At 62.5% G+C, this 24,532-nt stretch carries 21 protein-coding genes; 7 read left to right on the top strand and 14 right to left on the bottom strand.

Going from position 1 to position 24,532, the window contains the following annotated elements; translation table 11 throughout:
• Nucleotides 1-518: 518 nt before the first annotated feature.
• Both gltP and Q7F16_RS08940 read left to right on the top strand, forming a co-directional pair.
• Complete coding sequence (gltP, locus tag Q7F16_RS08945) at nucleotides 519-1,850, top strand: glutamate/aspartate:proton symporter GltP (protein ID WP_079301404.1); 1,332 nt, start codon at nucleotides 519-521, stop codon at nucleotides 1,848-1,850.
• A 222-nt stretch (nucleotides 1,851-2,072) separates the two neighbouring features.
• A complete protein-coding gene (locus tag Q7F16_RS08940) occupies nucleotides 2,073-3,302 on the top strand; it encodes a nucleoside recognition domain-containing protein (RefSeq protein ID WP_014335830.1) in 1,230 nt (409 codons plus the stop codon).
• 20 nt (nucleotides 3,303-3,322) lie between these two features.
• Here Q7F16_RS08940 and Q7F16_RS08935 read toward each other — a convergent pair whose 3' ends face one another.
• The 10 genes from Q7F16_RS08935 to Q7F16_RS08890 all read right to left on the bottom strand — a co-directional run bounded on the left by Q7F16_RS08935 (nucleotide 3,323) and on the right by Q7F16_RS08890 (nucleotide 14,621).
• Entirely contained in the window at nucleotides 3,323-3,958 is a 636-nt protein-coding gene (locus Q7F16_RS08935) for an ABC-type transport auxiliary lipoprotein family protein (RefSeq protein ID WP_046063414.1), read from the bottom strand.
• Nucleotides 3,955-4,893 carry an MlaD family protein gene (locus tag Q7F16_RS08930; protein ID WP_079301401.1) on the bottom strand — a complete coding sequence of 313 codons (939 nt, stop codon included), beginning with the start codon at nucleotides 4,891-4,893 and terminating at the stop codon, nucleotides 3,955-3,957. Before Q7F16_RS08930 ends, Q7F16_RS08935 begins: the two co-directional genes overlap by 4 nt.
• A gap of 1 nt (nucleotide 4,894) precedes the next feature.
• Entirely contained in the window at nucleotides 4,895-5,698 is an 804-nt protein-coding gene (locus tag Q7F16_RS08925; RefSeq protein ID WP_046063416.1) for an ABC transporter ATP-binding protein, read from the bottom strand.
• Nucleotides 5,695-6,843 carry an ABC transporter permease gene (locus tag Q7F16_RS08920; RefSeq protein ID WP_046063417.1) on the bottom strand — a complete coding sequence of 383 codons (1,149 nt, stop codon included), beginning with the start codon at nucleotides 6,841-6,843 and terminating at the stop codon, nucleotides 5,695-5,697. Before Q7F16_RS08920 ends, Q7F16_RS08925 begins: the two co-directional genes overlap by 4 nt.
• A 52-nt stretch (nucleotides 6,844-6,895) precedes the next feature.
• Nucleotides 6,896-7,921, bottom strand: coding sequence for a DUF5924 family protein (locus tag Q7F16_RS08915; RefSeq protein ID WP_095962180.1), 1,026 nt, complete (start codon nucleotides 7,919-7,921; stop codon nucleotides 6,896-6,898).
• 241 nt (nucleotides 7,922-8,162) lie between these two features.
• Complete coding sequence (locus tag Q7F16_RS08910; RefSeq protein WP_409555670.1) at nucleotides 8,163-9,554, bottom strand: M16 family metallopeptidase; 1,392 nt, start codon at nucleotides 9,552-9,554, stop codon at nucleotides 8,163-8,165.
• 184 nt (nucleotides 9,555-9,738) lie between these two features.
• Nucleotides 9,739-11,397, bottom strand: coding sequence for a Na/Pi cotransporter family protein (locus Q7F16_RS08905; RefSeq protein WP_046063419.1), 1,659 nt, complete (start codon nucleotides 11,395-11,397; stop codon nucleotides 9,739-9,741).
• 337 nt (nucleotides 11,398-11,734) lie between these two features.
• Entirely contained in the window at nucleotides 11,735-12,502 is a 768-nt protein-coding gene (locus tag Q7F16_RS08900) for a TerC family protein (protein WP_046063421.1), read from the bottom strand.
• 60 nt (nucleotides 12,503-12,562) lie between these two features.
• Nucleotides 12,563-13,870: a CitMHS family transporter gene (locus tag Q7F16_RS08895; RefSeq protein WP_014335839.1), complete on the bottom strand. Its 1,308-nt coding sequence runs from the start codon at nucleotides 13,868-13,870 to the stop codon at nucleotides 12,563-12,565.
• Nucleotides 13,871-14,282: 412 nt separating this feature from the next.
• Nucleotides 14,283-14,621, bottom strand: a complete 339-nt coding sequence (locus Q7F16_RS08890; protein WP_079301398.1) for a DOPA 4,5-dioxygenase family protein — start codon at nucleotides 14,619-14,621, stop codon at nucleotides 14,283-14,285.
• An 83-nt stretch (nucleotides 14,622-14,704) separates the two neighbouring features.
• On the opposite strand from Q7F16_RS08890, the gene Q7F16_RS08885 reads away from it, so the two are divergent.
• A complete protein-coding gene (locus Q7F16_RS08885; RefSeq protein WP_409555669.1) occupies nucleotides 14,705-15,364 on the top strand; it encodes an NAD(P)-dependent oxidoreductase in 660 nt (219 codons plus the stop codon).
• Between the two features lie 80 nt (nucleotides 15,365-15,444).
• Here Q7F16_RS08885 and Q7F16_RS08880 read toward each other — a convergent pair whose 3' ends face one another.
• The gene (locus Q7F16_RS08880) at nucleotides 15,445-16,395 is read right to left on the bottom strand and encodes a choline sulfate utilization transcriptional regulator (RefSeq protein WP_046064660.1); all 951 of its coding nucleotides are present in this window, start codon (nucleotides 16,393-16,395) and stop codon (nucleotides 15,445-15,447) included.
• A 114-nt stretch (nucleotides 16,396-16,509) separates the two neighbouring features.
• Between Q7F16_RS08880 and betC the strand changes: the two genes are divergently transcribed.
• The 3 genes from betC to Q7F16_RS08865 all read left to right on the top strand — a co-directional run bounded on the left by betC (nucleotide 16,510) and on the right by Q7F16_RS08865 (nucleotide 20,763).
• Nucleotides 16,510-18,024, top strand: coding sequence for a choline-sulfatase (gene betC, locus Q7F16_RS08875; RefSeq protein ID WP_079301396.1), 1,515 nt, complete (start codon nucleotides 16,510-16,512; stop codon nucleotides 18,022-18,024).
• A 15-nt stretch (nucleotides 18,025-18,039) separates the two neighbouring features.
• Nucleotides 18,040-18,960, top strand: a complete 921-nt coding sequence (gene choX / locus Q7F16_RS08870) for a choline ABC transporter substrate-binding protein (RefSeq protein ID WP_046064662.1) — start codon at nucleotides 18,040-18,042, stop codon at nucleotides 18,958-18,960.
• A gap of 234 nt (nucleotides 18,961-19,194) precedes the next feature.
• Complete coding sequence (locus Q7F16_RS08865; protein ID WP_409555668.1) at nucleotides 19,195-20,763, top strand: SulP family inorganic anion transporter; 1,569 nt, start codon at nucleotides 19,195-19,197, stop codon at nucleotides 20,761-20,763.
• A 151-nt stretch (nucleotides 20,764-20,914) separates the two neighbouring features.
• On the opposite strand, the gene aroE is transcribed toward Q7F16_RS08865, so the two are convergent.
• Both aroE and hemF read right to left on the bottom strand, forming a co-directional pair.
• Nucleotides 20,915-21,736, bottom strand: a complete 822-nt coding sequence (gene aroE / locus Q7F16_RS08860) for a shikimate dehydrogenase (RefSeq protein ID WP_409555667.1) — start codon at nucleotides 21,734-21,736, stop codon at nucleotides 20,915-20,917.
• A 13-nt stretch (nucleotides 21,737-21,749) separates the two neighbouring features.
• Nucleotides 21,750-22,664: an oxygen-dependent coproporphyrinogen oxidase gene (hemF, locus tag Q7F16_RS08855; protein WP_003196290.1), complete on the bottom strand. Its 915-nt coding sequence runs from the start codon at nucleotides 22,662-22,664 to the stop codon at nucleotides 21,750-21,752.
• A gap of 163 nt (nucleotides 22,665-22,827) precedes the next feature.
• On the opposite strand from hemF, the gene Q7F16_RS08850 reads away from it, so the two are divergent.
• Entirely contained in the window at nucleotides 22,828-23,805 is a 978-nt protein-coding gene (locus Q7F16_RS08850) for an NADPH:quinone reductase (RefSeq protein ID WP_046064665.1), read from the top strand.
• A gap of 134 nt (nucleotides 23,806-23,939) precedes the next feature.
• Here the strand turns inward: Q7F16_RS08850 and Q7F16_RS08845 are convergent, their stop codons facing one another.
• Nucleotides 23,940-24,497 carry an L-threonylcarbamoyladenylate synthase gene (locus Q7F16_RS08845; RefSeq protein WP_018603585.1) on the bottom strand — a complete coding sequence of 186 codons (558 nt, stop codon included), beginning with the start codon at nucleotides 24,495-24,497 and terminating at the stop codon, nucleotides 23,940-23,942.
• Between the last annotated feature and the right edge of the window lie 35 nt (nucleotides 24,498-24,532).

Genomic DNA, 24,532 nt, shown 5'->3' with positions numbered 1-24,532 from the left:
CTTGGCGAACTTGCGTAGAGCTTTATGTCGGCAGATGTCTGCGCCAGAGCGGTTGGCTGATTGGGCGCCGCGAGCCGCCCGGCGATGCGGCATATTGTCTCCTCCCGCCGATTTATCCCCCTTTTCCTGACCGTATATCGGAGAATGCCGGCGCAATTTCTCCCATGGGCCGCGTCTCGATTCGCGGTCGTTTCATCGGTCCCCCACCGTTGCGAGAGAAAGCCCAGCTACGCTGAAATGGCCGGTTCACGGCACTTATGCCTGCATAAATGTCGTGTTCGAACTGCTTGGGAGGCGGGTTTCGTTTGCAAATTCTCATGCCGATTCGGCATAGGGTAGGCGTTTACGGCATTAGACGAGCCCCCCGTGCATCGCAATAGTTGCGCCTTTTTTCGCCTGCCAGTAAGCCGCTAACGCGCTCGGGGTGACCTTATACGGGGGCAGGGGCGCGAATGTTTTTCGTCATCGACGATCTGTTCGCGCCACTGCCCGAGTCCAACTGAAGTAAGGGTAACGATATGAAGAAGGCACGACTAAGCCTCGCCTGGCAGATCCTCATCGGTCTGGTGCTCGGGATTGCATTGGGCGCGCTGCTCAACCATTTCAGTGCCGAGAAGGCCTGGTGGATCAGCAACGTGCTGCAACCGGCGGGCGATATCTTTATCCGTCTGATCAAGATGATCGTGATCCCGATCGTGATTTCCTCGCTGATCGTCGGCATTGCCGGGGTCGGTGATGCCAAGAAGCTCGGGCGCATCGGTCTCAAGACCATCCTTTACTTCGAAATCGTCACCACCATCGCCATCGTCGTCGGCCTGCTGCTGGCCAACTTCTTCCAGCCGGGCAGCGGCATCGACATGAGCACCCTGGGCACGGTGGATATTTCCAAGTACCAGGCCACAGCGGCGGAAGTCCAGCATGAGCATGCGTTCATCCAGACCATCCTCAACCTGATCCCGTCGAACATCTTCGCAGCCGTTGCGCGTGGCGAGATGCTGCCGATCATTTTCTTCTCCGTATTGTTCGGCCTGGGTCTGTCCAGCCTGCAATCGGACCTGCGCGAGCCGCTGGTAAAAATGTTCCAGGGCGTGTCGGAAAGCATGTTCAAGGTCACCCACATGATCATGCAATACGCCCCGATCGGCGTGTTCGCCCTGATCGCGGTGACAGTCGCCAACTTCGGCTTCGCATCCCTGCTGCCCCTGGCAAAACTGGTGATCCTGGTTTACGTCGCCATCGCCTTCTTCGCCTTTGTGGTGCTGGGCCTGATCGCCCGCCTGTTCGGCTTCTCGGTGCTCAAGCTGATGCGCATCTTCAAGGATGAGCTGGTGCTGGCCTACTCCACCGCCAGTTCCGAAACCGTGCTGCCGCGCGTGATCGAGAAGATGGAAGCCTACGGCGCGCCGAAAGCCATCTGCAGCTTCGTGGTGCCCACCGGCTATTCGTTCAACCTCGACGGTTCGACCCTGTACCAGAGCATCGCGGCGATTTTCATCGCCCAGCTGTACGGCATCGATCTGTCCATCAGCCAGCAATTGCTGCTGGTGCTGACCTTGATGGTCACCTCCAAAGGCATCGCCGGTGTGCCGGGCGTGTCGTTCGTGGTGCTGCTGGCCACTTTGGGCAGCGTGGGCATTCCGCTGGAAGGCCTGGCCTTCATCGCCGGCGTCGACCGCATCATGGACATGGCCCGTACCGCGCTGAACGTCATCGGCAACGCTCTGGCCGTGCTGGTCATCGCTCGCTGGGAAGGCATGTACGACGATGCCAAGGGCCAGCGCTACTGGAACTCCCTGCCGCACTGGCGCAGCAAGGAGCCGCTGCCGGCGGGGGAAACTTCCAGTAATTGAGATCCATTGTGGGAGCTGAGCTTGCTCGCGATGGCGTCGGATCAGTTGGCATTGATGTTGGCTGATCCACCGCCATCGCGAGCAAGCTTAGCTCCCACAGGGTCTTCCACAGGGGGTTCGTTAATCACCTGCGCAATGCCAAGCAAACCCCGGAGAAATCCGGGGTTTGTCGTTTCTGCCAGCCCCGCTATCATTCGCGGCATCTTCCGGGGGATTTAACTGATGCTCAATGGCCTGTGGCTTGGCTTCTTTATCGTGGCTGCCGTGTCGGCGCTGGCGCAGTGGTTGATCGGCGGCAACGCCGGGATCTTCGCGGCCATGGTGGAAAGCATTTTTGCCATGGCCAAGCTGTCGGTGGAGGTGATGGTCCTGCTGTTCGGCACCTTGACCCTGTGGCTGGGCTTCCTGCGCATCGCCGAAAAGGCCGGCATCGTCGACTGGCTGGCCAAGGCCCTCGGCCCGCTGTTCTTGCGCTTGATGCCGGAAGTGCCCGCCGGCCACCCGGCGGTCGGCCTGATCACCCTCAACTTCGCCGCCAATGGCCTGGGCCTGGACAACGCCGCCACGCCCATCGGCCTCAAGGCCATGCGCGCGCTGCAGGATCTGAACCCCAGCCCGACCATCGCCAGCAATGCGCAGATTCTATTCCTGGTGCTCAACGCCTCGTCGCTGACGCTGTTGCCGGTGACGATCTTCATGTACCGCGCCCAGCAAGGCGCGCCGGACCCGACCCTGGTGTTCCTGCCGATCCTGCTCGCCACCAGCGCCTCGACCTTGATGGGGCTGCTGTCGGTGGCGTTCATGCAGCGCCTGCGCTTGTGGGACCCGGTGGTGCTGGCTTATCTGATTCCGGGTGCGTTGGTGCTGGGCGGTTTCATGGCGCTCCTGGCAACGCTCTCGGCCACGGCGCTGGCGGGGCTGTCGTCGATTCTCGGCAACCTGACGCTGTTTGGCCTGATCATCCTGTTCCTGGTGGTGGGCGCGCTGCGTAAGGTCAAGGTGTATGAAGCCTTCATCGAGGGCGCCAAGGAGGGGTTCGACGTCGCCAAGACGTTGCTGCCGTACCTGGTGGCCATGCTTTGCGCGGTAGGCGTGCTGCGGGCTTCGGGGGCGCTGGATTTTGGCCTCGACGGTATCCGGCACCTGGTGCAGTGGGCCGGCTGGGACACACGCTTCGTCGATGCCTTGCCGACTGCGATGGTCAAGCCGTTCTCCGGCAGCGCCGCCCGGGCCATGTTGATCGAGACCATGAAGACCTCCGGCGTGGACAGCTTCCCGGCCCTGGTGGCGGCGACCATCCAGGGCAGCACCGAGACCACGTTCTACGTGCTGGCGGTCTATTTCGGCGCCGTGGGCATCCAGCGGGCGCGCCACGCCGTGGGGTGTGCGCTGCTGGCCGAATTCTCCGGGGTGGTGGCGGCCATCGGCGTTTGCTACTGGTTCTTCGGTTGACCTGAGTCGCCCGGCGGCCCCTAGGGTTGGGTCGGCGTTGCGAAACGCTGGCCTTGCTCCACTGTCCAGGCCACCACTTCGGCCGTCAACCGGTCGCCGGCCCGGCCAAAGCCGTCCACCACCGCCGGCACTTTCACATCGCTCAACGGCTGGCGCACTTCAAACCGGCGACTGGCCAGGATGCGCTGGTCGAACCCGCGCACCAGCAGCGCGTCCAGGCGAATCACCACGCTGGCCGCTGTGCCCTGGTATTCGGTCTGGAACGCCTGCAATTGCCCGCCCAGCTCCAGGTCCGCTTGCAGGTTGCTGTCGGCGACGCTCAATAGCCTGACGCGTCCATCCTGGGCGAAGCCATCGAGCAGGCGATTGCGCAACAGCACCGGGGCCGGGTCGCTCCAGCGCGAGGCGGCGTAGCTGCTGAACAGATTGCCCTGGGGGATCACCGCGATTTTCGGGCTGTTGAGCACTTCGCTGGCTTGCGGGCTGGCCAGGCGCAACGACCAGTTCACCGCCGTGCCCGCAGATGCCGGGGCCTGGGTGGCGGGCAAGCGATACACATCCGCAGGATCGGCCTTGGGCAAAATCGAGCAACCGCCCACCAGGACAAATCCTGCCAGCAGGAGAAGAGGGCGGATAAACCGATTGGACGGCTTCATGGCGTGAACTCCTTGTCCTTGTCGTTGCCCAGCAAATAGCCGCTGGGGTTGGCATCCAGGCGCCGGGAGATCCCCCGCAGGGCGCTCAGGGTCTCGCGCAGCTCACGCACGGCGGGCGCCAGGGCATTGAGGCCCTGCATGCCGTTATTCAGCGAGTCGCGGTTGTCGTTCAGCAGCTTGTCGAAGGTTGCCGTGCTGTGGGCCAGCGATTGCATGGCTTGTCCGGCGCTGCCGAACGCCTGTTTGCCCTGGTCGTTGAGCAAACCATTGGCGTTGCGCATCAACGCCGTGGTCTGTTCCAGCGTGGCGCTGGCCTGTTTGCCGATGGAAGCCAGTTGCTGCATGGCCTGGCGAATATCGCCGCGTTGCTCGGCAATGACCCCGGTGGTTTGTTCCAGATGCTCGAGGGTCTTGCCCAGGCTTTGGACGTTGTCCGAGGAAAACACCTCATTGGCGTTGTGCAGCAGCAGGTTGATGCTGGTCATCAAGTCATCGCTGTTGTTGAGCAGGCGGGCGATAGGCGAGGGCGCGGCGATGATCACTGGCGGTTCGCCGTCGTGCCCCGTCAGCGCCGGGCTCTGGGGCGTGCCGCCACTGAGCTGGATAATCGAGGTGCCGGTGATGCCGGTCAGGGCCAGCTTGGCCTGGGTGTCTTGCTTGATCGGTGTTTCTGCGCTCAAGCGCACCCGCGCCAGCACCCGGCGTGGGTCGTTCGGGTCCAGGCGCAGGTTGACGACGTCGCCGACCTTGATCCCGCTGTACTCCACCGAGCTGCCCCGGGACAACCCGCTGACTGCCTCGTTGAACACCACTTCGTAATCCTTGAACTCGCTGTCCACGCTGGACTTGGCCAGCCATAGACCAAACAGCAGGGCGCCGGCCACCACAATGACGGTGAACAGGCCGATCAGCACATGATGGGCTCGGGTTTCCATGTCAAACCTCGTTGGATTGTGTAGCGGCCGATAACGCCGCGCGGCCGCGAGGGCCATGGAAGTATTCGTGAATCCAGGCGTCGTCGGTTTCCGACACCTTGTCGATGACATCGGCCACCAGCACTTTTTTCTGCGCCAGCACCGCCACCCGGTCGGTGATGGTGTAGAGGGTGTCCAGGTCGTGGGTGACCAGGAACACGCTCAGGCCCAGGGCATCGCGCAGCGTCAGGATCAACTGGTCGAACGCCGCCGCCCCGATGGGGTCGAGGCCGGCGGTGGGTTCGTCGAGAAACAGGATGTCCGGGTCCAGGGCCAGCGCACGGGCCAGGGCGGCGCGCTTGATCATGCCGCCGGACAGCGAGGCGGGGTACTTGTCTGCGGCCGAGAGTGGCAGCCCGGCCAAGGCCAGCTTCACCGCTGCCAGGTGCTCGGCGTCGGCCCGGCTGAGCCCGGCGTGCTCGATCAGCGGCAGGGCGACGTTTTCTGTCACGGTCAGTGACGAAAACAGCGCGCCTTTCTGGAACAGCACGCCAAAGCGCCGTTCCACCCGCGAACGTTGCTCCGCAGGCAGGCTCGGCAAGTCCTGGCCGAACACCCGCACGGAACCCTCGCTGGGCCGGTTCAGGCCGACAATGCTGCGCAGCAGCACCGATTTGCCGCTGCCGGAGCCGCCGACCACGGCGAGAATCTCGCCCTTGTACACGTCCAGGTCGAGGTTCTCATGCACGCTCTGGCGGCCGAAGCGATTGCACAGGCCGCGCACTTGAATCACCGCCTCGGTGGGCGGCCGCAGGGGTTGGCTCACCAGCTCATCTCCATGAAAAACAGCGCGGCCACGGCATCGAGCACAATCACCACGAAAATCGACTGCACCACGCTGGACGTGGTGTGGGCCCCGACCGACTCGGCGCTGCCACTGACCTTGAAACCTTCCAGGCAGCCCACGGCGGCGATCAGGAAGGCAAAGATCGGCGCCTTGACCATCCCCACCAGGAAATGCTGCACGCCAATGTCCGACTGCAACAGCGACAGGAACATGGCCGGGGAAATACCCAGCGACAGGGCACACACGACACCGCCACCGATAATGCCCGAGAGCATGGCCAGGAAGGTCAGCATCGGCAGCGCCACCAATAGCGCCAGTACCCGTGGCACCACCAGCAACTCGACCGGATCAAGGCCCAGGGTGCGGATCGCGTCGATTTCTTCGTTGGCCTTCATCGAGCCGATCTGCGCGGTGAACGCGCTGGCGGTACGGCCCGCCATGAGGATCGCCGTGAGCAACACACCGAATTCACGCAGGAACGAGAATGCCACCAGGTCCACGGTAAAGATGCTGGCGCCAAAGTCGGCCAGCACCGTCGCGCCGAGGAACGCCACCACCGCGCCGACCAGGAACGTCAGCAGGGCGACGATGGGAGCAGCGTCCAGGCCCGTCTGTTCGATGTGAACGACCATCGCGGTCATGCGCCAGCGCCTGGGGCGAAACAGGTTGCGGGCCAGGGTTTCGAGGATCAGGCCGACAAAACCCAGCAGTTGCAGGGTGTCTTGCCAGACTTTGTCCACGGCGCGGCCGATACGCGTCAGCAGCTGGGTCAGCACGCTGACCTGCGGCTCTTTCACCGGCACACAGAAGTCCGTCAGCGAGCAATAGACCGTCTGCAACAGCGCCCGCTCGGCGGCCGGCAAGCTGCAATCGGGGTGCTCGGCGGTCTTGCCCAGCCGTTCGGCGCCCAGCAGTTCCACCAGCAACGAAGCCCCGGCGGTGTCGAGGGCGCCGAGGCCGTTGAGGTCGATCAGGGTGTTCTCGTCGTATTGGCCGCGCAAGGATTCGCTCAAGCGCTTGAGCTGCGCGTAGTGGGCCAGCGTCCAGTCGCCGCTGACCCATAGCTGCGCCGGGGCGCGAGACGTGTCCAGCCGGGCAGTGCCAGTGGGGGATCCGGGGGTCATAAGCTCCATGCTCGTTCGACTTGAACAGCGCTACCTAATAGCACGACCACCGTTATTTTGCTTCGGGTGTGGCGGCGTTCACAGTGAAACGCAGCACACCGATCATCTGGCCATTTTCCGTCAGCACCCGCACTTGCCATTTGCCCGTCGGGTCTTGCGGGAAGTTCTGCTTGTGGGTCCAGGCGCGATAGCCTTCCTTGCGCCCGCCATGGATGTCCAGGGCGATGCGGTCGACTTCTTTGCCGTTGAACTGCCAGACGTGATAAATCCGCTCATCGAGCCCTCGCGGCGCGTTGATGGCGGTGTAGGCGTACAGGCCGCTGCCGCGGATCTGGGCCGCACTGACCTCCTTGAGGCTGGCGCCCGGCGTGCGGTCTTCCAGTTGGGTGCTGATCGCCACTTCGGTCATCCACAACGTGGCCGGCGGCACCCAGGAGCGCAGCACCCAGCCGGTGGCGCCAATCCCCACCGTGATGCAGAGGATCGCCAAGGCGTTGCGCACGGTGCGGATCGGGAAGATCGAGGCCAGGCTGGGGAACGACAGCAGCATGGCAATGCCCAGCGCCAGCTTGAAGCTCTGGTCGGTGGTCAGGTGCAGGATGACCGGCAAGGAGGTGAGCAGGGCGGCGAACAGCGTCAGCGTGTGCAACGCCAGGAACGCCCAGCGCCGGGGCGCCAGCCATTTGTAGTACAGCGGGTCGGTGATCGAGATCAGCGCCGCGATCGCCAGAAGGCCGGTGAAAATCAGCTGGCTGCTGTTCCAGGTGGTGGTGATGAAGAAAAACGGCAGGACGAAAAACAGGCTCTCCTGGTGAATCATCTGCGTGGCGTAGCGCAGCAGCGGCTGGGGGATTTCCCGTTTGAAAATCCGCGTGAACAGCCGGGTCATGCTGTTTTCGACCATCAGCCAGAGCCAGCTCACCAGCATCATGATGGCGATCCAGGTCGCCAGGCCCTGCTGGCGGTCCACCAGCATGAAACTGCCGACCCCGGAAATGAAACCACCGAGTGCAATGACCCCTGGATAGCGCTTCATTAGTTCAAGGAGGCGCTGAATGTAGAGAGTCAGGTTTTGCATTCGGTGTTTTCACAGTAAGTCGTAGGAAATATCCCTGACAGAGTATCGTCAGGGCGGTGACATGGCGAGGATCGCGACGCGTGTCGTGGTGATCTTTTGTGGCGAGGGAGCTTGCTCCCGCTGGCCTGCGAAGCAGGCCCCAGCATTTATCCAGGTAGACCGCATCGCCCGGTTTGCGACTGCTGCGCAGCCGAGCGGGAGCAAGCTCCCTCGCCACGGGATTTGAGTTGTCCTGGGCGGATCAACCAGACTCTGGTCGGGCCCGCCGGCGCACCTGCCACATCACCAGCCCGAGCAATAGCAACCCCAACAAACCAGCCATCCCCCAAACCAGCTCATCGTCACTGAGCAACGGCTTCTCGATGCGCAGGTAACCCGGGTCCTTGAGCAGTTCGCGCAGGGCCACGTTGGCTTGTTCCAGGCTCACCCCCTGCAGGCGCAGGGCCGGGTTGGCGAAGCGGCCGTCTTCATAGTCACCCAGGGCCCCCCAGTAATAATCGGCCAGTGCGCTGTTGCCTTGAACCGCCCAGGACTGATGGGCAATGGCCGCGCGTTTGATTCGCACGAAATCGGCGGGGTCCAGGCCATCCTTGAGCAATCTCTTGCGCAGTTCTTCCAGCGCCTGTTCGGCTTCGGGCAAGTCTTCGCGGGACAGGTCGGCGTTCAGGCTGAAGAAGCCGACGCCGCCGAGCACCTCGCGTTCGGTCCACGGCCCGTAGGACAAGCCATGGGCCAGGCGCAATTGGCGATAGAGCGCCCAGTCCAGGTAGTCCTTGAGCAGGTCGAAGGTTTCGTCATGCTGCTCGTCCAGCACCGGTTCCGGGAACAGCCAATGAAGCTTGGCGCTGTCGCCGGCCAGGCCACGGATCAGGTTGCGCTTGGTGACCGCCTTGTAGCGGATCTGCGGCAACGCCTCGTGCGCGCTGGGCTCCACCGGCTCGAGTTCGCCAAAGGCGCGTTCCAGATAGGCCGGCAGCAGTCGGTCGAGATCGCCGACCACGATCAGCGTCATGTTGTTCGGCGCATACCAGGCCTTGCGCACTTGTTCGAGGCGGGCGAGGGTATGGCGCTCGACCTCGGCCCGTTCCGCGCAGCGCAGGCCCAACTCAATCGCCAACTGGTTGCTGGCCTTGTGGCCCAGGTCCTGGTGATCGAGCCAGCGTTGCAGGTGGGTGTAGTGGCCACCGTCCTCGCGTTCCACCACCCGCTTGGCCGCCTCCAGGGCTTTTTCATCGATGCGGGTGCGGGTCAACAGCGCCAGCAGCAGATCCAGGACCTTGCGTTGATTGCGTGCCGGCGCCTCGATGACGAACGTGGTGTCGGCATTGCTCGTGAAGGCATTCCACTCGCCACCCAAGGCCTGCATGCGCTCCTCCAGGCCGCCTTCACCGCTCTCATCGACGCCGCTGAACAGCAGGTGTTCGAGCAAGTGCGGCAGTTCCTTGTCGGCGCAACTGAAGTCGTCCAGGCCCACGCCGACCACCAAGCGGATCGCCACATGCCCGCGCTCGGAGCCGGGCTTGAGCAGCAGTTGCATGCCGTTGGGCAACATATAGCCTTCGACCTGGAACCGGTCCAGGGCGGCCACGGGCAGTGAGCCGAGCAAAAGAAAGGCGAGCAACAGACAACGCATATGGGCTTCCTGGCGACTGAGTGGGGTCCATGGTGCCGGGCAGGCCGTCATCGGCGGATCGCCGCCCGGAGTCGGCTCGCTCCCCTATCGAATCTATGCGTTTTTCATGACAACGGGAGCAGGCGGGCCGGCGAACGCTTTCAGGCCCGAGCCATTGTTACTGACTGACCAATGCGCCAGTCGTTCACGGCGAATGGGTAATGTCGCTAATTTCATCCGCCGCCAGCGCGCCGATCTCGGCCGTCTCCAGGACCACATAGGCGCTGCCGCAAAACAGCGAATTGAGGCGCCTCATGTCGGCGATCAGCTCCAGGTGCAGGGAACTGGTCTCCAGGCTTTGCACGACCTTGCGCTGCAAGCGGCTGACATGGGCATGGGCCATGCGCCGTTCCTGCGCCCGAAAGCGACGTTTCTCACGCAGCAACTGACGGGCGCTTTCCCGGTCGGCACTGAGGAATACCGACAGCCCCAGCCGCAGGTTGGCGATCAGGTGGCTGTGCAGCCCCGCCAACTCTTCCAGGCCTACTTCGGAAAAGGAGCGACGTTGCGAGGTCTTCTGCTGCTGGACCTTGCGCAACATGCGCTCGATAAGGTCGCTGGCCAGTTTCAGGTTGATCGCCAGTTCGATGATCTCCGCCCAGCGGCGGCTGTCTTGTTCGCTGAGGTCCTCACGGGGCATTTGCGCCATGTACAACTTGATGGCACTGCACAACGCTTCGACGTCGTCATTCATGCGCCGTACGTCCTGGGTCACCGCCGTTTGCGCACCGCGCAGCACGTCCAGCATGGCTTCGAGCATGTTTTCGATCAGATCGCCGATGCGCAAGGTTTCCCGGGCCGCGTTCGCCAGCGCCAGGCTCGGGGTGGCGAGGGCAGCGGGGTCCAGGTGGCGGGGCTTGGCCGTGCCGTTGGTATCGGGCCGCTCCGGCAGCAGCCAGGCACAGAGCCTGGCCATCGGGCCGACGCTGGGCAGCAGCACCAGGCACCGCACGGTGTTATAGAGCAGATGAAAACCGATCACCGTTTCCTGGGGGCTGAAATCCAGGCTGTCCAGCCAGCCCACCAGCGGGTCGAGCACTGGAATGATCAACAACAGCCCGATCAGCTTGTACAGCAGGCTGCCCAGCGCCACCTGGCGCCCGGCGGTGTTCTGCATGCTGGTGCTGAGGAACGCCAGCACGCCGCTGCCAATGTTGGCGCCGATCACCAGGCCGATGGCTACTGGCAGGCTGATCACCGCGGCACCGGCCAGGGTCGCGGTCAGCAGCACGGCGGCCAGGCTGGAATAGGAGATCATCGCGAACAGCGCGCCGACCAACGCATCGAGCAGGATGTCGCCGGTCAGCGAGGCGAAGATCACTTTCACGCCCTGGGCATGGGTGATGGGCGCCGCAGCTTCGACGATCAATTGCAGGGCCAGGATGATCAGGCCCAGGCCGATGCCGACCCGGCCCATTTGCCCGGCGCGCGTCTGTTTGCGCGAGAGGAAGAAAATCACCCCGAGGAAAATCAGCAGCGGCGACAGCCACGACAGGTCGAGGGTCAGCACCCGTGCCATCAGCGCGGTGCCGACATCGGCGCCGAGCATGGTCGCCAGGGCCGGGGTCAGCGCCATCAGGCCCTGGCCGACGAACGAGGTGACGAGCATGGCCGTGGCGTTGCTGCTCTGGACCATGGCCGTGACCATGATGCCCGCGATAAACGCCAGCCAGCGCTTGGACATGTTCTGGCCGATGACATGGCGCAGGTTCGAGCCATAGACCCGCAAGATGCCGGTACGCACGATATGCGTGCCCCAGATCAGCAGGGCGACGGCGGAGAGCAAATTCAGCAGGGTCAGCATGAGAAGCCCCCTGTTAGCGTCCCAAAGGAACAAATTGACGATGCCACATTCTTCGTTCTTGTACTTAAGCTGTAGTTGGCGAACGGTTCGGGCGCCAGCATTGCACAGCTAAAGAATCGCTTGAAACAAAACCGTCATAAAAATACATTCCTCGAAAACGCCCAAACCCCCTGTGGGAGCGAGCTTGCTCGCGATAGCGGCCTGACAGCCAAAGAAGATGTTGGATGTCATGGCCTCATCGCGAGCAAGCTCGCTCCCACAGGTATTGCATGCGACCGCTTTCCTACGGGCATGAAAAAGGGGCTCCAAGAGCCCCTTCATTCATTGCCCTATACCGTTACTGCCCCGGCATATCCTTGCGCAGTTTCACCGGATCCTGCTGCTTGCGCTTGCGCGCCATGGCAGTACGCATCTTGATGTTGAACGCTTCGACCGCCAGGGAGAACGCCATGGCGAAGTAGACGTAGCCTTTTGGCACATGCACGTCCAGCGACTCGGCGATCAGTACCGTACCGACCACCAGCAGGAACGACAGCGCCAGCATCTTCAGCGACGGGTGCTTGTCGATGAACGTGCTGATAGTGCCCGCTGCCAGCATCATCACCAGCACCGCCACGATAATCGCCGCCACCATGACCGGTACATGGGAGACCATGCCCACGGCGGTGATGACCGAGTCCAGGGAGAACACGATGTCGATGATCGCGATCTGGACGATGGTGTAGATGAAGCTGCCGCCCTTGCCCGTAGGCGTCTCGCCGGTTTCGTCTTCGCCTTCCAGCGCGTGGTACATCTCCTGGGAGCTTTTCCACAGCAGGAACAGGCCACCGAAGAACAGGATCAGGTCACGACCGGAGATGCCCTGGCCGAACACTTCGAACAAGTCGGCCGTCAGGCGCATGACCCAGGTGATGGACAGCAGCAACAGGATCCGCGTGACCATGGCCAGCGCCAGGCCGAAGATCCGGGTGCGCGCCTGCATGTGCTTGGGCATGCGGCTGACCAGGATCGAGATCATGATGATGTTGTCGATGCCCAGGACAATTTCCAGGGCGGTCAGGGTAAAGAAGGCAACCCAGATTTCCGGGTTGGTCAGCCATTCCATGTGAGTTCCTTTGAGCGAGTGTTAGGCCGCGCCGCCGAGACGACGCAGCGGGCATTGCTTTTATAGAGTGCTGAACAGCGGAAAAATCCCCATCAGCAAGGCGGCGAACATTATGCACAGGCAAACCAGTACTGCCCACTTCAAGGTGAAGCGCTGGTGATCGCCGAACTCGATCCCGGCCAAGGCTACCAGCAGGTAGGTCGACGGAACCAGTGGGCTCAACAGGTGGACGGGCTGGCCGACGATGGAGGCACGGGCCATTTCAACGGCGGTGATGCCGTAATGGCTGGCTGCCTCGGCGAGGACCGGTAACACCCCGTAATAAAATGCATCGTTAGACATGAAGAACGTGAACGGCATGCTCACCAACGCGGTGATGACCGCCAGGTAAGGACCGAGGAACTCTGGAATGACCGCCAGCAGGCTCTTGGACATGGCGTCGACCATGCCGGTGCCGGACAGGATGCCGGTAAAGATACCGGCCGCGAAAATCAGCCCGACCACCGCCAACACGCTGCCGGCGTGGGCCGCAACGCGGTCTTTCTGCTGTTGCAGGCACGGGTAGTTGACGATCATCGCAATACTGAACGCCACCATGAACAGCACCGGCAGCGGCAACAGGCCGGCGATCAGGGTGCACATCAGGCCCAGGGTCAATGCGCCGTTGAACCAGATCAGCTTCGGACGACGAGCGTCCGGGAACTGGGAAACGCTGATTTCGCTGTGGTCGATTTCATCTCCGACCAGGTGCAGTTCACCCAGGCGCGCACGTTCGCGCTTACCGTACATGTAGGAAATCGCCAGGATCGCTACCACACCGGCCAGCATCGCGGGAATCATCGGCACGAAAATGTCGGACGGGTCCACATGCAGCGCACTGGCCGCACGGGCCGTCGGGCCGCCCCATGGGGTCATGTTCATCACGCCGCCAGCGAGGATGATCAGGCCAGCCATGATGCGCGGGCTCATGCCGATGCGGCTGTAGAGCGGCAGCATCGCGGCCACGCAGATCATGTAAGTGGTCGCGCCGTCACCATCAAGGGAAACGACGAGCGCGAGAACGGCGGTACCGACCGAAACTTTCAACGGGTCGCCCTTGACCAGCTTGAGGATCTTGCGCACGGCCGGGTCGAACAGGCCGGAGTCGATCATCAGGGCAAAATACAGAATCGCGAACATCAGCATCACCCCGGTCGGGGCGAGCTTGGTGATGCCTTCGAGCATCATCGGGCCGATTTTCGGCGCAAAGCCACCGAACAGGGCGAACAGGATCGGGATGATGATCAAGGCGATCAGCGCGGACAGGCGCTTGGTCATGATCAGGAACATGAACGTGATGACCATGGCGAAGCCAAGGAAAGTCAGCATGGGAAATACTCCAGGCGTGGCGCGGCTATGAAATGCGAACCGGACAGGTCAGCGCAGGATGCAGAGCACGAGGGGAACGGATGGAGTGGGTGCAGCGGGACGGGTAGCAGCGGACATCAGAATCACCATTGTTGTTGTTAAAAGGGCCGCACGAGCCTTGAAAACTCGCTTTTGGCCGACCGGTCTGTTGCCGGAAGTGAGGTGATCCTAATGGCGCTAGCTTTCAGTAAGCTTTCGCAAGCCGATCATATGATCAAACGCACGAAGTTACTTTGTGGCGAGGGGATTTATCCCCGCTGGGGCGCGAAGCGGCCCTGAAACCTGCCATTGCGTAACGTCAGGAGAATACGTTCGGTCCTTTTGGGCCTGCTGCGCAGTCCAGCGGGGATAAATCCCCTCGCCACAAAAGCAATCAGGTTTTTGCTTTGAACGCTGAGAGATTCAACTGCCGCACCGCGCCCATCCAGATCGCATGCTCGGTGTGGTCGATCAGGTCATCGCCGGTCTCCGGGTGCAGGAAAATCACCAGGCCTTTGCGATTGAGCGCCAGCCACGGCAAGACCACGCCGATGTACTGCGGGTCGAAGGCCAGCTGACAGCTCCAGTCCGGGTGCGGGCCGACCGGGCGTTGATGAACGCGGCCCATTTTCAGCGGGAACAGTTGCGCCGCTTCCTCGCACAAGGCCCGCGCCTGGTCCAGGGTGCTGGCGTCGAAATACACGTGGGCGTGGTAGCCCTTGATCCGCTGCATCTGTCACTCCTTGAAAAGAGGCGAACCCTCGCCGTTTTCCGCGGGTCAGAGCCTTTACACGCGGGATAAAGAGGAAAGCAGCCATGAAAAACGCCGAAACCCCGGTCACCAAAGTGGTGCTCTATGGTGCCATGAGCAGCCTCGGCAGTGCGTTGATGGCTGAAATGCTGCGGCGCCAGCACGAAGTCATCGCCATTCTCGACGATCTTACCGCCCTGGCTCCACGCCCGGGCCTGCGGACCAAGACCGGTGATCTTTTCGATCCCGAGCGGGTCAAGCAAAGTGTTGCCGGTGCCAGCGCCGTGGTGTGTCTGCTCAACGCGCCGGGGTTGCCGATGAACAGCGAACAAGTGGAGCGGACACTGATTCCCGGCCCTGTAGAGCAAGTATTGGCCGTGGACGCACTGATCGCCGGCATGCAGGCGGTGAATGTGCCCCGGCTGTTTCTGGTGGGCGACTTTGCGATGCTCGACGAAGAGCAGGCCGACGACGACTTGCAGCGCCATGCCGCCGAAGAAGTCCTCGATGCCCTGAAGAACAGCACCCTGCAATGGACCTTGATCAACGCCCCCTATGCCGCGCCTGGCCTGGGTATTGAACATTTCAGCCAGGTCAGTACCAGCCTCGAACCCGGCATGGCCGAATCCCTGGAGCGGCTCAACCGGGTGGCGGTCGGCATCGCCGATGAGCTGCGCCTGAACCTGCATGTGGGCGAGCACGTCAGTTTTGTCGCCGCCAACTAGCTGTGGACATCCTGTGGCGAGGGGATTTATCCCCGCTGGGCTGCGAAGCGGCCCCAAAAAACCATCATCTACCCACGCACTCAAACAGCAATCGACGGCAACGGCAGCCCCGTGAGCGATTCGCCGCTGTTGGCCTGTTCTTCCATCAGCCAGTCGACGAATTGCCGGATCAACACACCACGGCGTTTACGCTGGGGCAAGACCACGTAATACCCCAGCCGCGACAGCACCGTTTCAGCGATCGGACGACACAGCAACCCCTGGGCCAATAAGTTATCCACAAGGTGACGCCAGCCGATGGCAACGCCCTGGCCGCCAATCGCCGCTTGGATGAGCAAGGTGTAGTTGTCGAAGCGCAACTGCCCGGGCGCCGGTGGTGACGTGATGCCCAGCTCGCGAAATACGCCGCTCCAGTCGAACCAGCTGTTGCTGTTGCCCGCGCGCAGGTGCAGCAATGGAAACTCCGCCAAGGCCTGGGCGGACAAGGGCAGGGGACGTTCCTTGAGCAGTAGCGGGCTGCACACCGGAAAAACCTCTTCGCTGAACAGCCAGCGACTTTCGCCTTGTTTGAAGCGACCGTCGCCGAACAGCACGGCAACGTCGATATCGGTGCGCAGCATGTTGTGGTTGCGTTCGCTGGTCACCAGGCTCACGTCCACCTGCGGGTTGGCCGCGTGGAAACGATGCAGGCGCGGCATCAGCCAGTAGGCGGCGAAGGCGAAGTCCGTGGCCACTTGCAGCACCTCATGCTGATGCTGGGCGGTGATCGCGCTCAGCCCGGCGTCGATGCTCTGCAAGCCAGCCTGCACCTGCTCGAACAGGATCGTCCCGGCCTCGGTCAGTTCGATGCCGCGATAGATGCGGTCGAACAACCGCGTACCCAGTTGCTCTTCCAGGCGCTTGATCTGCTGGCTGATGGCCGGTTGCGTGGTGCCCAGCTCAATCGCCGCCGCCGTAAAGCTTTGTTGGCGGGCCGCGGCTTCAAAGGCACGGAACAGTTCCAGGGACAGGTTACCCAGGGCGTCGTACATAAGCTGTGCTTATCCTAGTCATTATCCTGCATGGGCTTTACCCAAAAAACCGGGGGCTACATGCTCAATCGCAGCAATATCGCATAACTGCCTACTATGGAATGCCGCGAATACATGAAGCGCAAGAACATTCTTTTCATCATGGCCGATCAAATGGCCGCGCCAATGTTGCCGATCTACGGTCCTTCGCCGATCAAGCTGCCGAACCTGTCGCGCCTGGCCGCCGAGGGCGTGGTGTTCGACGCCGCCTATTGCAACAGCCCGCTCTGTGCGCCGTCGCGTTTCACCTTGGTGAGCGGCCAGTTGCCGAGCAAGATCGGCGCCTACGACAACGCGGCGGATTTTCCCGCGGACGTGCCGACCTACGCCCATTACCTGCGCCGCCTCGGCTACCGCACGGCGTTGTCCGGCAAGATGCACTTTTGCGGGCCGGACCAACTGCACGGCTACGAAGAGCGCCTGACCAGTGACATTTACCCGGCCGACTACGGCTGGTCGGTGAACTGGGACGAGCCGGACGTGCGGCCGAGTTGGTACCACAACATGTCGTCGGTGTTGCAGGCCGGGCCGTGCGTGCGCACCAACCAGCTGGATTTCGATGAAGAAGTGGTGTTCAAGGCCCAGCAGTACCTGTTCGACCACATTCGCGAGGACGGTGACCAGCCGTTTTGCCTCACCGTATCGATGACCCACCCACACGATCCGTACACGATTCCCAAGGCGTTCTGGGATTTGTATGACGACAACGACATCCCTTTGCCACAGACCCCGGCGCAAACGGCGCTCGATCCACATTCCCAGCGGCTGCTGAAGGTCTATGACCTGTGGGACAAGCCACTGCCTGTGGATAAGATCCGGGATGCCCGCCGCGCCTATTTCGGCGCGTGCAGCTACATCGACAGCAATGTCGGCAAGCTCCTGCAAACCCTGGAAGACACTGGGCTACTGGACGACACGATCATCGTGTTCTCCGGCGATCATGGAGACATGCTCGGCGAAAAAGGTCTCTGGTACAAAATGCACTGGTACGAAATGGCCGCCCGCGTCCCATTGCTCATCAGCGCACCGGGGCAGTTCGCCAGCGGCCGGGTGGGCGCGGCCGTATCCACCGCCGACTTGCTGCCGACCCTGGTCGAGCTGGCCGGTGGCACGCTGGAACCGGGCCTGCCGCTGGATGGCCGTTCGCTGGTGCCGCATCTGCAAGGGCAGGGCGGGCATGACGAAGTCTTCGGTGAATACATGGCCGAAGGCACCATCAGCCCCTTGATGATGATCCGTCGCGGCCCGTGGAAATTCATCTACAGCGAAGATGACCCGTGCCTGCTGTTCGACGTACGCAACGATCCCAAGGAATTGGAAAATCTCAGCCAATCCCCTGAGCATCAATCCCTGTTCGCCGATTTTCTCGCCGAGGCGCGTGCCAAGTGGGACATCCCGACGATTCATCAACAGGTGCTCGCCAGCCAGCGGCGCCGCCGTTTCGTCGCCCAGGCGCTGACCCTGGGCAAACTCAAGAGCTGGGATCACCAGCCGCTGGTGGACGCCAGCCAGCAGTACATGCGTAACCACATCGACCTCGACGATCTGGAGCGCAAGGCCCGTTATCCACAACCCTGCCAAAACCAATAACGTAAGGGGCAAGCCATGCAAAAGTTATCCACAGTACTGACCGCTGGGCTGTTGGCGTTGAGCAGTGTTTCGGCCTGGGCCGAGCAAAGCTGCGAAACGGTGAAGATGGCCGACCCGGGCTGGAGCGATATCGCCGCCACCAATGCCATCACCGGTTTCCTGCTGGACGGGATGGGCTACAAGGCCAAGGTCGACACCCTCGCGGTGCCGATCACCTTCGGTGGCCTCAAGGATGGCCAGGTGGATGTGTTTTTGGGTAACTGGATGCCGGCGCAGCAGGGCTTCTATGACAAGTTCGTGGCCAATGGCGACGTCACGCAACTGGCCAAGAACCTCGACGGTACCGAATTCACCCTGGCGGTCCCGGACTACGTCTGGGACGCCGGTGTGCATAACTTTGCCGACCTGAACAAATTCGCCGACAAGTTCGACAAGAAGATCTACGGCATTGGCTCCGGCGCTCCGGCCAACCTCTCCCTGAAAGAAATCATCAAGACCAATGATTTCGGCATGGGCGAGTGGAAACTGGTGGAATCCAGCGAGCAGGCGATGCTGGCGGAAGTCTCCCGGGCGGTGAAGAAACAGAAGTTCGTGACCTTCCTCGGCTGGACCCCGCACCCGATGAACGTGCAATTGAAAATGCACTACCTCAAGGGCGGCGAGAAGTACTTCGGCGACACCGGCAGTGTCTATACCCTGACCCGCAAGGGTTATGCACAGGCCTGCCCGAACGTAGGCAAGCTGCTGACCAACCTGAGCTTCACCCAGGAAATGGAAAACAGCATCATGTCTGAGGTGGTGAACAACAAGGTCAGCAACGCCGATGCGGCCAAGGCCTGGATCAAGGCCAACCCGGCGGTCCTGGATAAATGGCTGGACGGTGTGAAGACCCTGGATGGCAAGGATGCGCTGGCGGCGGTGAAGGCCAAGCTCTGACAATCATGCTGGCTCCGCGAGCTCTCCCAGAGTGGCGCGGAGCCATTGTGGCGAGGGGATTTATCCCCGCTGGGTTGCGAAGCGACCCTAATGTGTCGACTCGGTGTGTCAGGCCAATTGCGTTCAGCCTTTTTGGGGTCGCTTCGCAACCCAGCGGGGATAAATCCCCTCGCCACAGGGAGAACGGTGCCTTGTCCTGATACCCTTGTTTGCAAACCCCATCCCTGAGGCCCCATGGCAATCCCCACGCGCCATTCACTCTTGCCCTTCCTGAGCTGGCTGCCCCGGCAGACCCGCGCCAGTGTCGGCCGTGACCTGATCGTCGGCCTGAGCGGCGCGATTCTCGCGTTGCCGCAGTCCATTGCCTACGCCCTGATTGCCGGTTTGCCGCCGGAATACGGCTTATACGCGGCAATTGTGCCGGTGCTGATCGCCTGCCTGTGGGGTTCGTCGTGGCACTTGATCTGCGGTCCTACAGCGGCGATTTCCATCGTCTTGTACGCCACCGTCAGTCCGCTGGCCGTTCCCGCCAGCCAGGACTACATCACCTTGATCCTGCTGCTGACGGTGTTGGCAGGCATTTTCCAATGGTTGCTGGGGTTGTTGCGTTTCGGTGCGCTGGTGAATTTCGTCTCGCATTCGGTGGTGCTGGGTTTCACCCTGGGCGCGGCGGTGGTCATCGCCCTGGGGCAGTTGCCGAACCTGCTGGGCCTCGACCTGCCGAACGAAGCCACGGCGTTGAGGGGGCTGCTGATGCTCGTCGACCACATCGGGGCTGTGGATAAGCCGTCGCTGCTGCTGGGGTTGGGGACCCTGGTCCTGGGCGTGGTGCTCAAGCGCTTGCTGCCGCGCTGGCCGAGCCTGTTGATAACTTTAGTCATCAGCAGCCTGGTGGTCTGGTTGTGGCCGGCGATGTTCGGGCATGTGGCGCTGGTCAGTGCCTTTGCCGGGCGCCTGCCGCCGCTCACGCTGTTGCCGTTGGACCTGGAGCTCATCCTGCGCCTGCTGCCCGGGGCTGTTGCGGTGGGCATGCTCGGGCTGGTCACCAGCCTGTCCATCGCCCGCTCGTTGTCGGTACGTTCCGGGCAATTGCTCGATGCGAACCAGGAGGTGAGGGCGCAGGGGCTTTCCAACATCGTTGGCGGATTTTTCTCCGGATCATTGTCGGCCGGTTCCTTTACCCGCTCCGGCCTCAGCTATGAAGCCGGGGCCTGCTCGCCCCTGGCCGGGGTGTTCTCGGCCTTGTGGGTGGCGTTGTTTGCGGTCGCCGGGGCGAACCTGATTGCGCACATTCCGATTCCGGCCATGGCCGGCAGCATTTTGCTGATCGCCTGGGGGCTGGTGGACCACCGCGGTCTCCGGGCGTTGTACCGGGTGAGCCGCGCCGAATTCGTGGTGATGAGCCTGACCTGCCTGGCCACGTTGCTGCTGGAACTGCAAACCGCTATCTACGCTGGCGTACTGGCCTCGTTGTTCTTTTACCTCAAGCGCACTTCACAGCCGCGGGTGCAGCACTTTCGCGAAGGGGAGGCGGAGATCCTGCGGGTCGGCGGTTCGATCTTTTTCGGCGCCAGCCATTACCTGCAAGCGCGCCTGCAACGGCTGCAGGCGCAGCGGGTGGTCATCGATGCCCAGCAGATCAACTTCATCGATTATTCCGGGGTGGAAATGCTCCACCAGGAAGCCCGGCGCCTGCGCAGCCAGGGACGTAGCCTGACCTTGCGCATGGCCCGGCCGCAGGTGGTGGAGGAGTTGTTGAAGCTGGAGGGGGCGCAGAAGTGCCCGATTCACTTCGAAGACTGAAGAAATGCAGAGCACTTAAGACCCACACACCTGAGGGTTCACACACTGTGGCGAGGGGATTTATCCCCGCTGGGGCGCGCAGCGGCCCCGTTTTTTGGGACTGCTTCGCAGTCCAGCGGGGATAAATCCCCTCGCCACAAGAGCCTAAAGCCTACAGCGCCAACTGGCGGCGCAGCTCGGCCAGCACTGGCGCGGTGTCCGGGCGTACCCCGCGCCACAGGTAGAACGCTTCGCCCGCCTGTTCGGCGAGCATGCCCAGGCCATCCATCGCCACCGCCGCCCCGTGTTCCTTGGCCCAACGGCAGAATGAGGTCGGTTCCTTGCCATACATCATGTCGTAGCAAACCGTCTTGCCGGGCTCGATCAGGCTGGCGGCAATCGGCGGTACATCCCCCGACAGGCTCGCGGAGGTGGCGTTGATGATCAGGTCCACCGGCTCTTGCAACCAGTCGAACCCGCTGGCGGAAACCGGGCCCAGGTCGGCGAACAACTCGGCGAGCAATTCGGCCTTTTCCACCGTGCGATTGGCGATGATCACCGAGGCCGGCGCTTCAGCCAGCAGTGGTTCCAGGGCACCGCGCACCGCGCCGCCAGCGCCGAGCAACAGGATGCGCTTGCCCTTGAGGCTGAATCCGGCATTGACGGTCAGGTCTCGGACCAGCCCGGCGCCGTCGGTGTTGTCACCCAGCAGGCGACCGTCGGCCAGTTTGCTCAACGTATTGACCGCCCCGGCCCGCTGGGCCCGCTCGGTCAGGCTGTCGGCCAGGCGGAAGGCGTCTTCCTTGAACGGCACGGTGACGTTTGCCCCACGTCCCTCGCGGAAAAATTCTCGGGCGTAACCGACGAAATCCTCCAGGGGCGCCAGCAGCGTGCTGTAGTCCAGGGTTTGCCCGGTCTGCTCGGCAAACAGGCGATGGATCAACGGCGACTTGCTGTGGCCGATCGGGTTACCCATTACAACGTAGCGGTCCATGGACAATCCTCGTTCAGGCCGTCGCCAGCCAATCGCGATCCTGCAGGAAGTACTCGGTCAGCCGCGCTTCTTCGCTGCCCGGCTCGGCTTTCCAGTCGTAGCCCCAGCGCACTTGCGGTGGCAGGGACATCAGGATCGATTCGGTACGTCCACCCGATTGCAGCCCGAACAGGGTGCCGCGGTCGTAGACCAGGTTGAATTCCACGTAGCGCCCACGACGGTATTCCTGGAATTCCCGCTGTTTTGCGGTGAACGCGTCGTGCTTGCGGCGGCGCACGATCGGCAGGTAGGCATCGATGTAGGCGTCGCCGATGGCGCGGATGAAGGCGAAGCAGGTGTCGAAATCCCACGCGTTCAGGTCGTCGAAAAACAGGCCGCCAATGCCCCGGGGCTCGTTGCGATGCTTGAGGTGGAAATAGCTGTCGCACCAGGCCTTGTAGCGCGGATAAACCTCGGGGCCGAACGGCGCGCAGGCCTGCTCGGCGACACGGTGCCAATGGACGCAGTCTTCCTCGACGCCGTAGTAAGGCGTCAGGTCGAAGCCGCCGCCAAACCACCAGACCGGCTCTTCGCCTTCCTTTTCGGCGATGAAAAAGCGCACGTTGGCGTGGGAAGTCGGCACGTGGGGGTTGTGCGGGTGAATCACCAGCGACACGCCCAAGGCTTCGAAGCCGCGCCCGGCCAGTTCTGGCCGATGGGCACTGGCTGAGGGTGGGAGACCGCTGCCGAAGACGTGGGAAAAGTTGACGCCGCCCTTTTCGATCACTGTGCCGTTCTCGATCACCCGCGTGCGACCGCCACCACCGGCCGGCCGGGTCCAGGCATCTTCGACGAAGCGAGTGCCGCCGTCTTCGGTTTCCAGGGCGGTGCAGATACGGTCTTGCAGGTCGAGCAGGTAGGCTTTCACGGCCTCGGTGCGAGTGGACATGACATCACCTTGATCAGGGCTACGCTACGCGGCGTATGGCGGGCCGGTGGCAAATGGGCGCACAGGATACCACCGCACTTGCCCACACCACAGTTGACGACGGTCAAGCTTAGGAGTCCGATAGCAGGCTTGGTAAAAGTCCTGCGACAAGGAGAAAGTGAAGATGGCCAAACGTATCCAGTTCAGTTCCCACGGCGGTCCCGAAGTGCTCGAGTACGTCGATTACTCGCCTGCCGAGCCCGGCCCGCAGCAGGTGCGCGTCAGCAACAAGGCGATCGGCCTGAACTTCATCGACACCTACTACCGCAGCGGCCTTTATCCGCCACCGGCGTTGCCATCAGGCCTGGGTGCCGAAGGCGCAGGCGTGGTCGAGGCGATCGGCTCGGACGTCACGCGGTTCAAGGTCGGCGACCGGGTGGCGTATGGCAGTGGCCCGCTGGGGGCCTACAGCGATGTGCATGTGTTGCCCGAGGCCAACCTGGTGCATCTGCCCGAATCCATCAGTTTCGAACAGGCGGCCGGCGTGATGCTCAAGGGCCTGACCGTGCAGTATCTGCTGCGTCAGACCTATGAACTCAAGGGCGGCGAAACCATCCTGTTCCACGCCGCTGCTGGTGGCGTGGGTTCCCTGGCCTGCCAGTGGGCCAAGGCCTTGGGCGTGAAGCTGATCGGCACCGTCAGCTCGCCGGAAAAGGCCGCCATCGCCAAGTCCCACGGCGCGTGGGAAACCATCGACTACAGCAAGGAAAACGTCGCACAGCGGGTGCTGGAACTGACTGACGGCAAGAAGGTGCCCGTGGTGTACGACGGGGTTGGCAAGGACACTTGGTTGACGTCGCTGGACAGCGTCGCTCCCCGTGGCCTGGTGGTGAGCTTCGGCAACGCCTCGGGTGCGGTGGAAGGGGTGAACCTGGGAATTCTTGCGGCCAAGGGCTCGCTCTACGTCACCCGCCCGACCCTGGCGACTTACGCCAACAACGCCGAAAACCTGCAGCGCATGGCCGATGAACTGTTCGGGATGATCGCCAGCGGCAAGCTCAAGGTGGACATCAACCAGCGTTATCCACTGGCGGAAGCGGCCAAGGCTCATACCGAGTTATCGGCGCGGCGCACGACGGGGTCGACCGTTCTCCTGCCGTGACTAAAAGGTCGCTGAAGAACCTGTGGGAGCGAGCTTGCTCGCGATAGCGGTGTATCAGTCAGCATCAAAGCCAACTGACCCGACGCCATCGCGAGCAAGCTCGCTCCCACAGTGGGTTATGCACTGGCAAAAAGTCAGTCCGGGCGCACAACCTTGCCAGTAGCCAGGTCGCGAATCACGCTGGGGTTCCTGCGCCCGCCCAGGTTGCCGCCCAGCACCAGGTCGATCTGCCCGCGGAAATACTGCTCGACGCGAATCCGCGTGCGCGCCGCCGGGCGTCCTTGGGGGTTGGCCGAGGTGGACACCAGCGGCCCGACCAGCGAGCACAAGTCGCGCACGGTGGGATGGTCGCTGACCCGCAGCGCGACGGTGTCGTGTACCCCGGTGATCCATTCCGGCAGCAGGTTCTGGTGCGGCACCAGCCAGGTGTTGGGCCCCGGCCAGGTGCTGGCCATGCGGTCCATCCAGGTTTCGGGGAAGTCTTCGAACAGGAAGTCGAACTGGTGGATGTTGTCAGCCACCAGGATCAGGCCTTTGTCGGGCAGCCGCGACTTGATCGCCAGCAGGCGTTCCACCGCCTCCTCATTCCACGGGTCACAACCCAGGCCCCAGACCGCTTCGGTTGGATAGGCAATCACCGCCCCGGCGCGAATTTCTCGCGCGGCTTGTTGCACACGCCAACTGTTGACCATGAAAGATTCTCCCGCAACGCAAATAAGGCTGTGGG

The sequence above is a fragment of the Pseudomonas sp. Lb2C2 genome, from assembly GCF_052112205.1.
Lineage (GTDB): Bacteria > Pseudomonadota > Gammaproteobacteria > Pseudomonadales > Pseudomonadaceae > Aquipseudomonas > Aquipseudomonas kilonensis.
This window is presented reverse-complemented; position numbering and strand designations above follow the sequence as displayed.

Coding starts and splice junctions, on each gene's coding strand:
- hemF (WP_003196290.1), bottom strand. CDS start 22,664: ATGTCCACTCGCACCGAGGCCGTGAAAGCCTACCTGCTCGACCTGCAA.
- Q7F16_RS08890 (WP_079301398.1), bottom strand. CDS start 14,621: ATGCAGCGGATCAAGGGCTACCACGCCCACGTGTATTTCGACGCCAGC.
- betC (WP_079301396.1), top strand. CDS start 16,510: ATGAAGCGCAAGAACATTCTTTTCATCATGGCCGATCAAATGGCCGCG.
- gltP (WP_079301404.1), top strand. CDS start 519: ATGAAGAAGGCACGACTAAGCCTCGCCTGGCAGATCCTCATCGGTCTG.
- Q7F16_RS08895 (WP_014335839.1), bottom strand. CDS start 13,870: ATGCTGACTTTCCTTGGCTTCGCCATGGTCATCACGTTCATGTTCCTG.
- Q7F16_RS08930 (WP_079301401.1), bottom strand. CDS start 4,893: ATGGAAACCCGAGCCCATCATGTGCTGATCGGCCTGTTCACCGTCATT.
- choX (WP_046064662.1), top strand. CDS start 18,040: ATGCAAAAGTTATCCACAGTACTGACCGCTGGGCTGTTGGCGTTGAGC.
- Q7F16_RS08915 (WP_095962180.1), bottom strand. CDS start 7,921: ATGCAAAACCTGACTCTCTACATTCAGCGCCTCCTTGAACTAATGAAG.
- Q7F16_RS08905 (WP_046063419.1), bottom strand. CDS start 11,397: ATGCTGACCCTGCTGAATTTGCTCTCCGCCGTCGCCCTGCTGATCTGG.
- Q7F16_RS08940 (WP_014335830.1), top strand. CDS start 2,073: ATGCTCAATGGCCTGTGGCTTGGCTTCTTTATCGTGGCTGCCGTGTCG.
- Q7F16_RS08935 (WP_046063414.1), bottom strand. CDS start 3,958: ATGAAGCCGTCCAATCGGTTTATCCGCCCTCTTCTCCTGCTGGCAGGA.
- Q7F16_RS08910 (WP_409555670.1), bottom strand. CDS start 9,554: ATGCGTTGTCTGTTGCTCGCCTTTCTTTTGCTCGGCTCACTGCCCGTG.
- Q7F16_RS08920 (WP_046063417.1), bottom strand. CDS start 6,843: ATGACCCCCGGATCCCCCACTGGCACTGCCCGGCTGGACACGTCTCGC.
- aroE (WP_409555667.1), bottom strand. CDS start 21,736: ATGGACCGCTACGTTGTAATGGGTAACCCGATCGGCCACAGCAAGTCG.
- Q7F16_RS08850 (WP_046064665.1), top strand. CDS start 22,828: ATGGCCAAACGTATCCAGTTCAGTTCCCACGGCGGTCCCGAAGTGCTC.
- Q7F16_RS08865 (WP_409555668.1), top strand. CDS start 19,195: ATGGCAATCCCCACGCGCCATTCACTCTTGCCCTTCCTGAGCTGGCTG.
- Q7F16_RS08845 (WP_018603585.1), bottom strand. CDS start 24,497: ATGGTCAACAGTTGGCGTGTGCAACAAGCCGCGCGAGAAATTCGCGCC.
- Q7F16_RS08885 (WP_409555669.1), top strand. CDS start 14,705: ATGAAAAACGCCGAAACCCCGGTCACCAAAGTGGTGCTCTATGGTGCC.
- Q7F16_RS08900 (WP_046063421.1), bottom strand. CDS start 12,502: ATGGAATGGCTGACCAACCCGGAAATCTGGGTTGCCTTCTTTACCCTG.
- Q7F16_RS08880 (WP_046064660.1), bottom strand. CDS start 16,395: ATGTACGACGCCCTGGGTAACCTGTCCCTGGAACTGTTCCGTGCCTTT.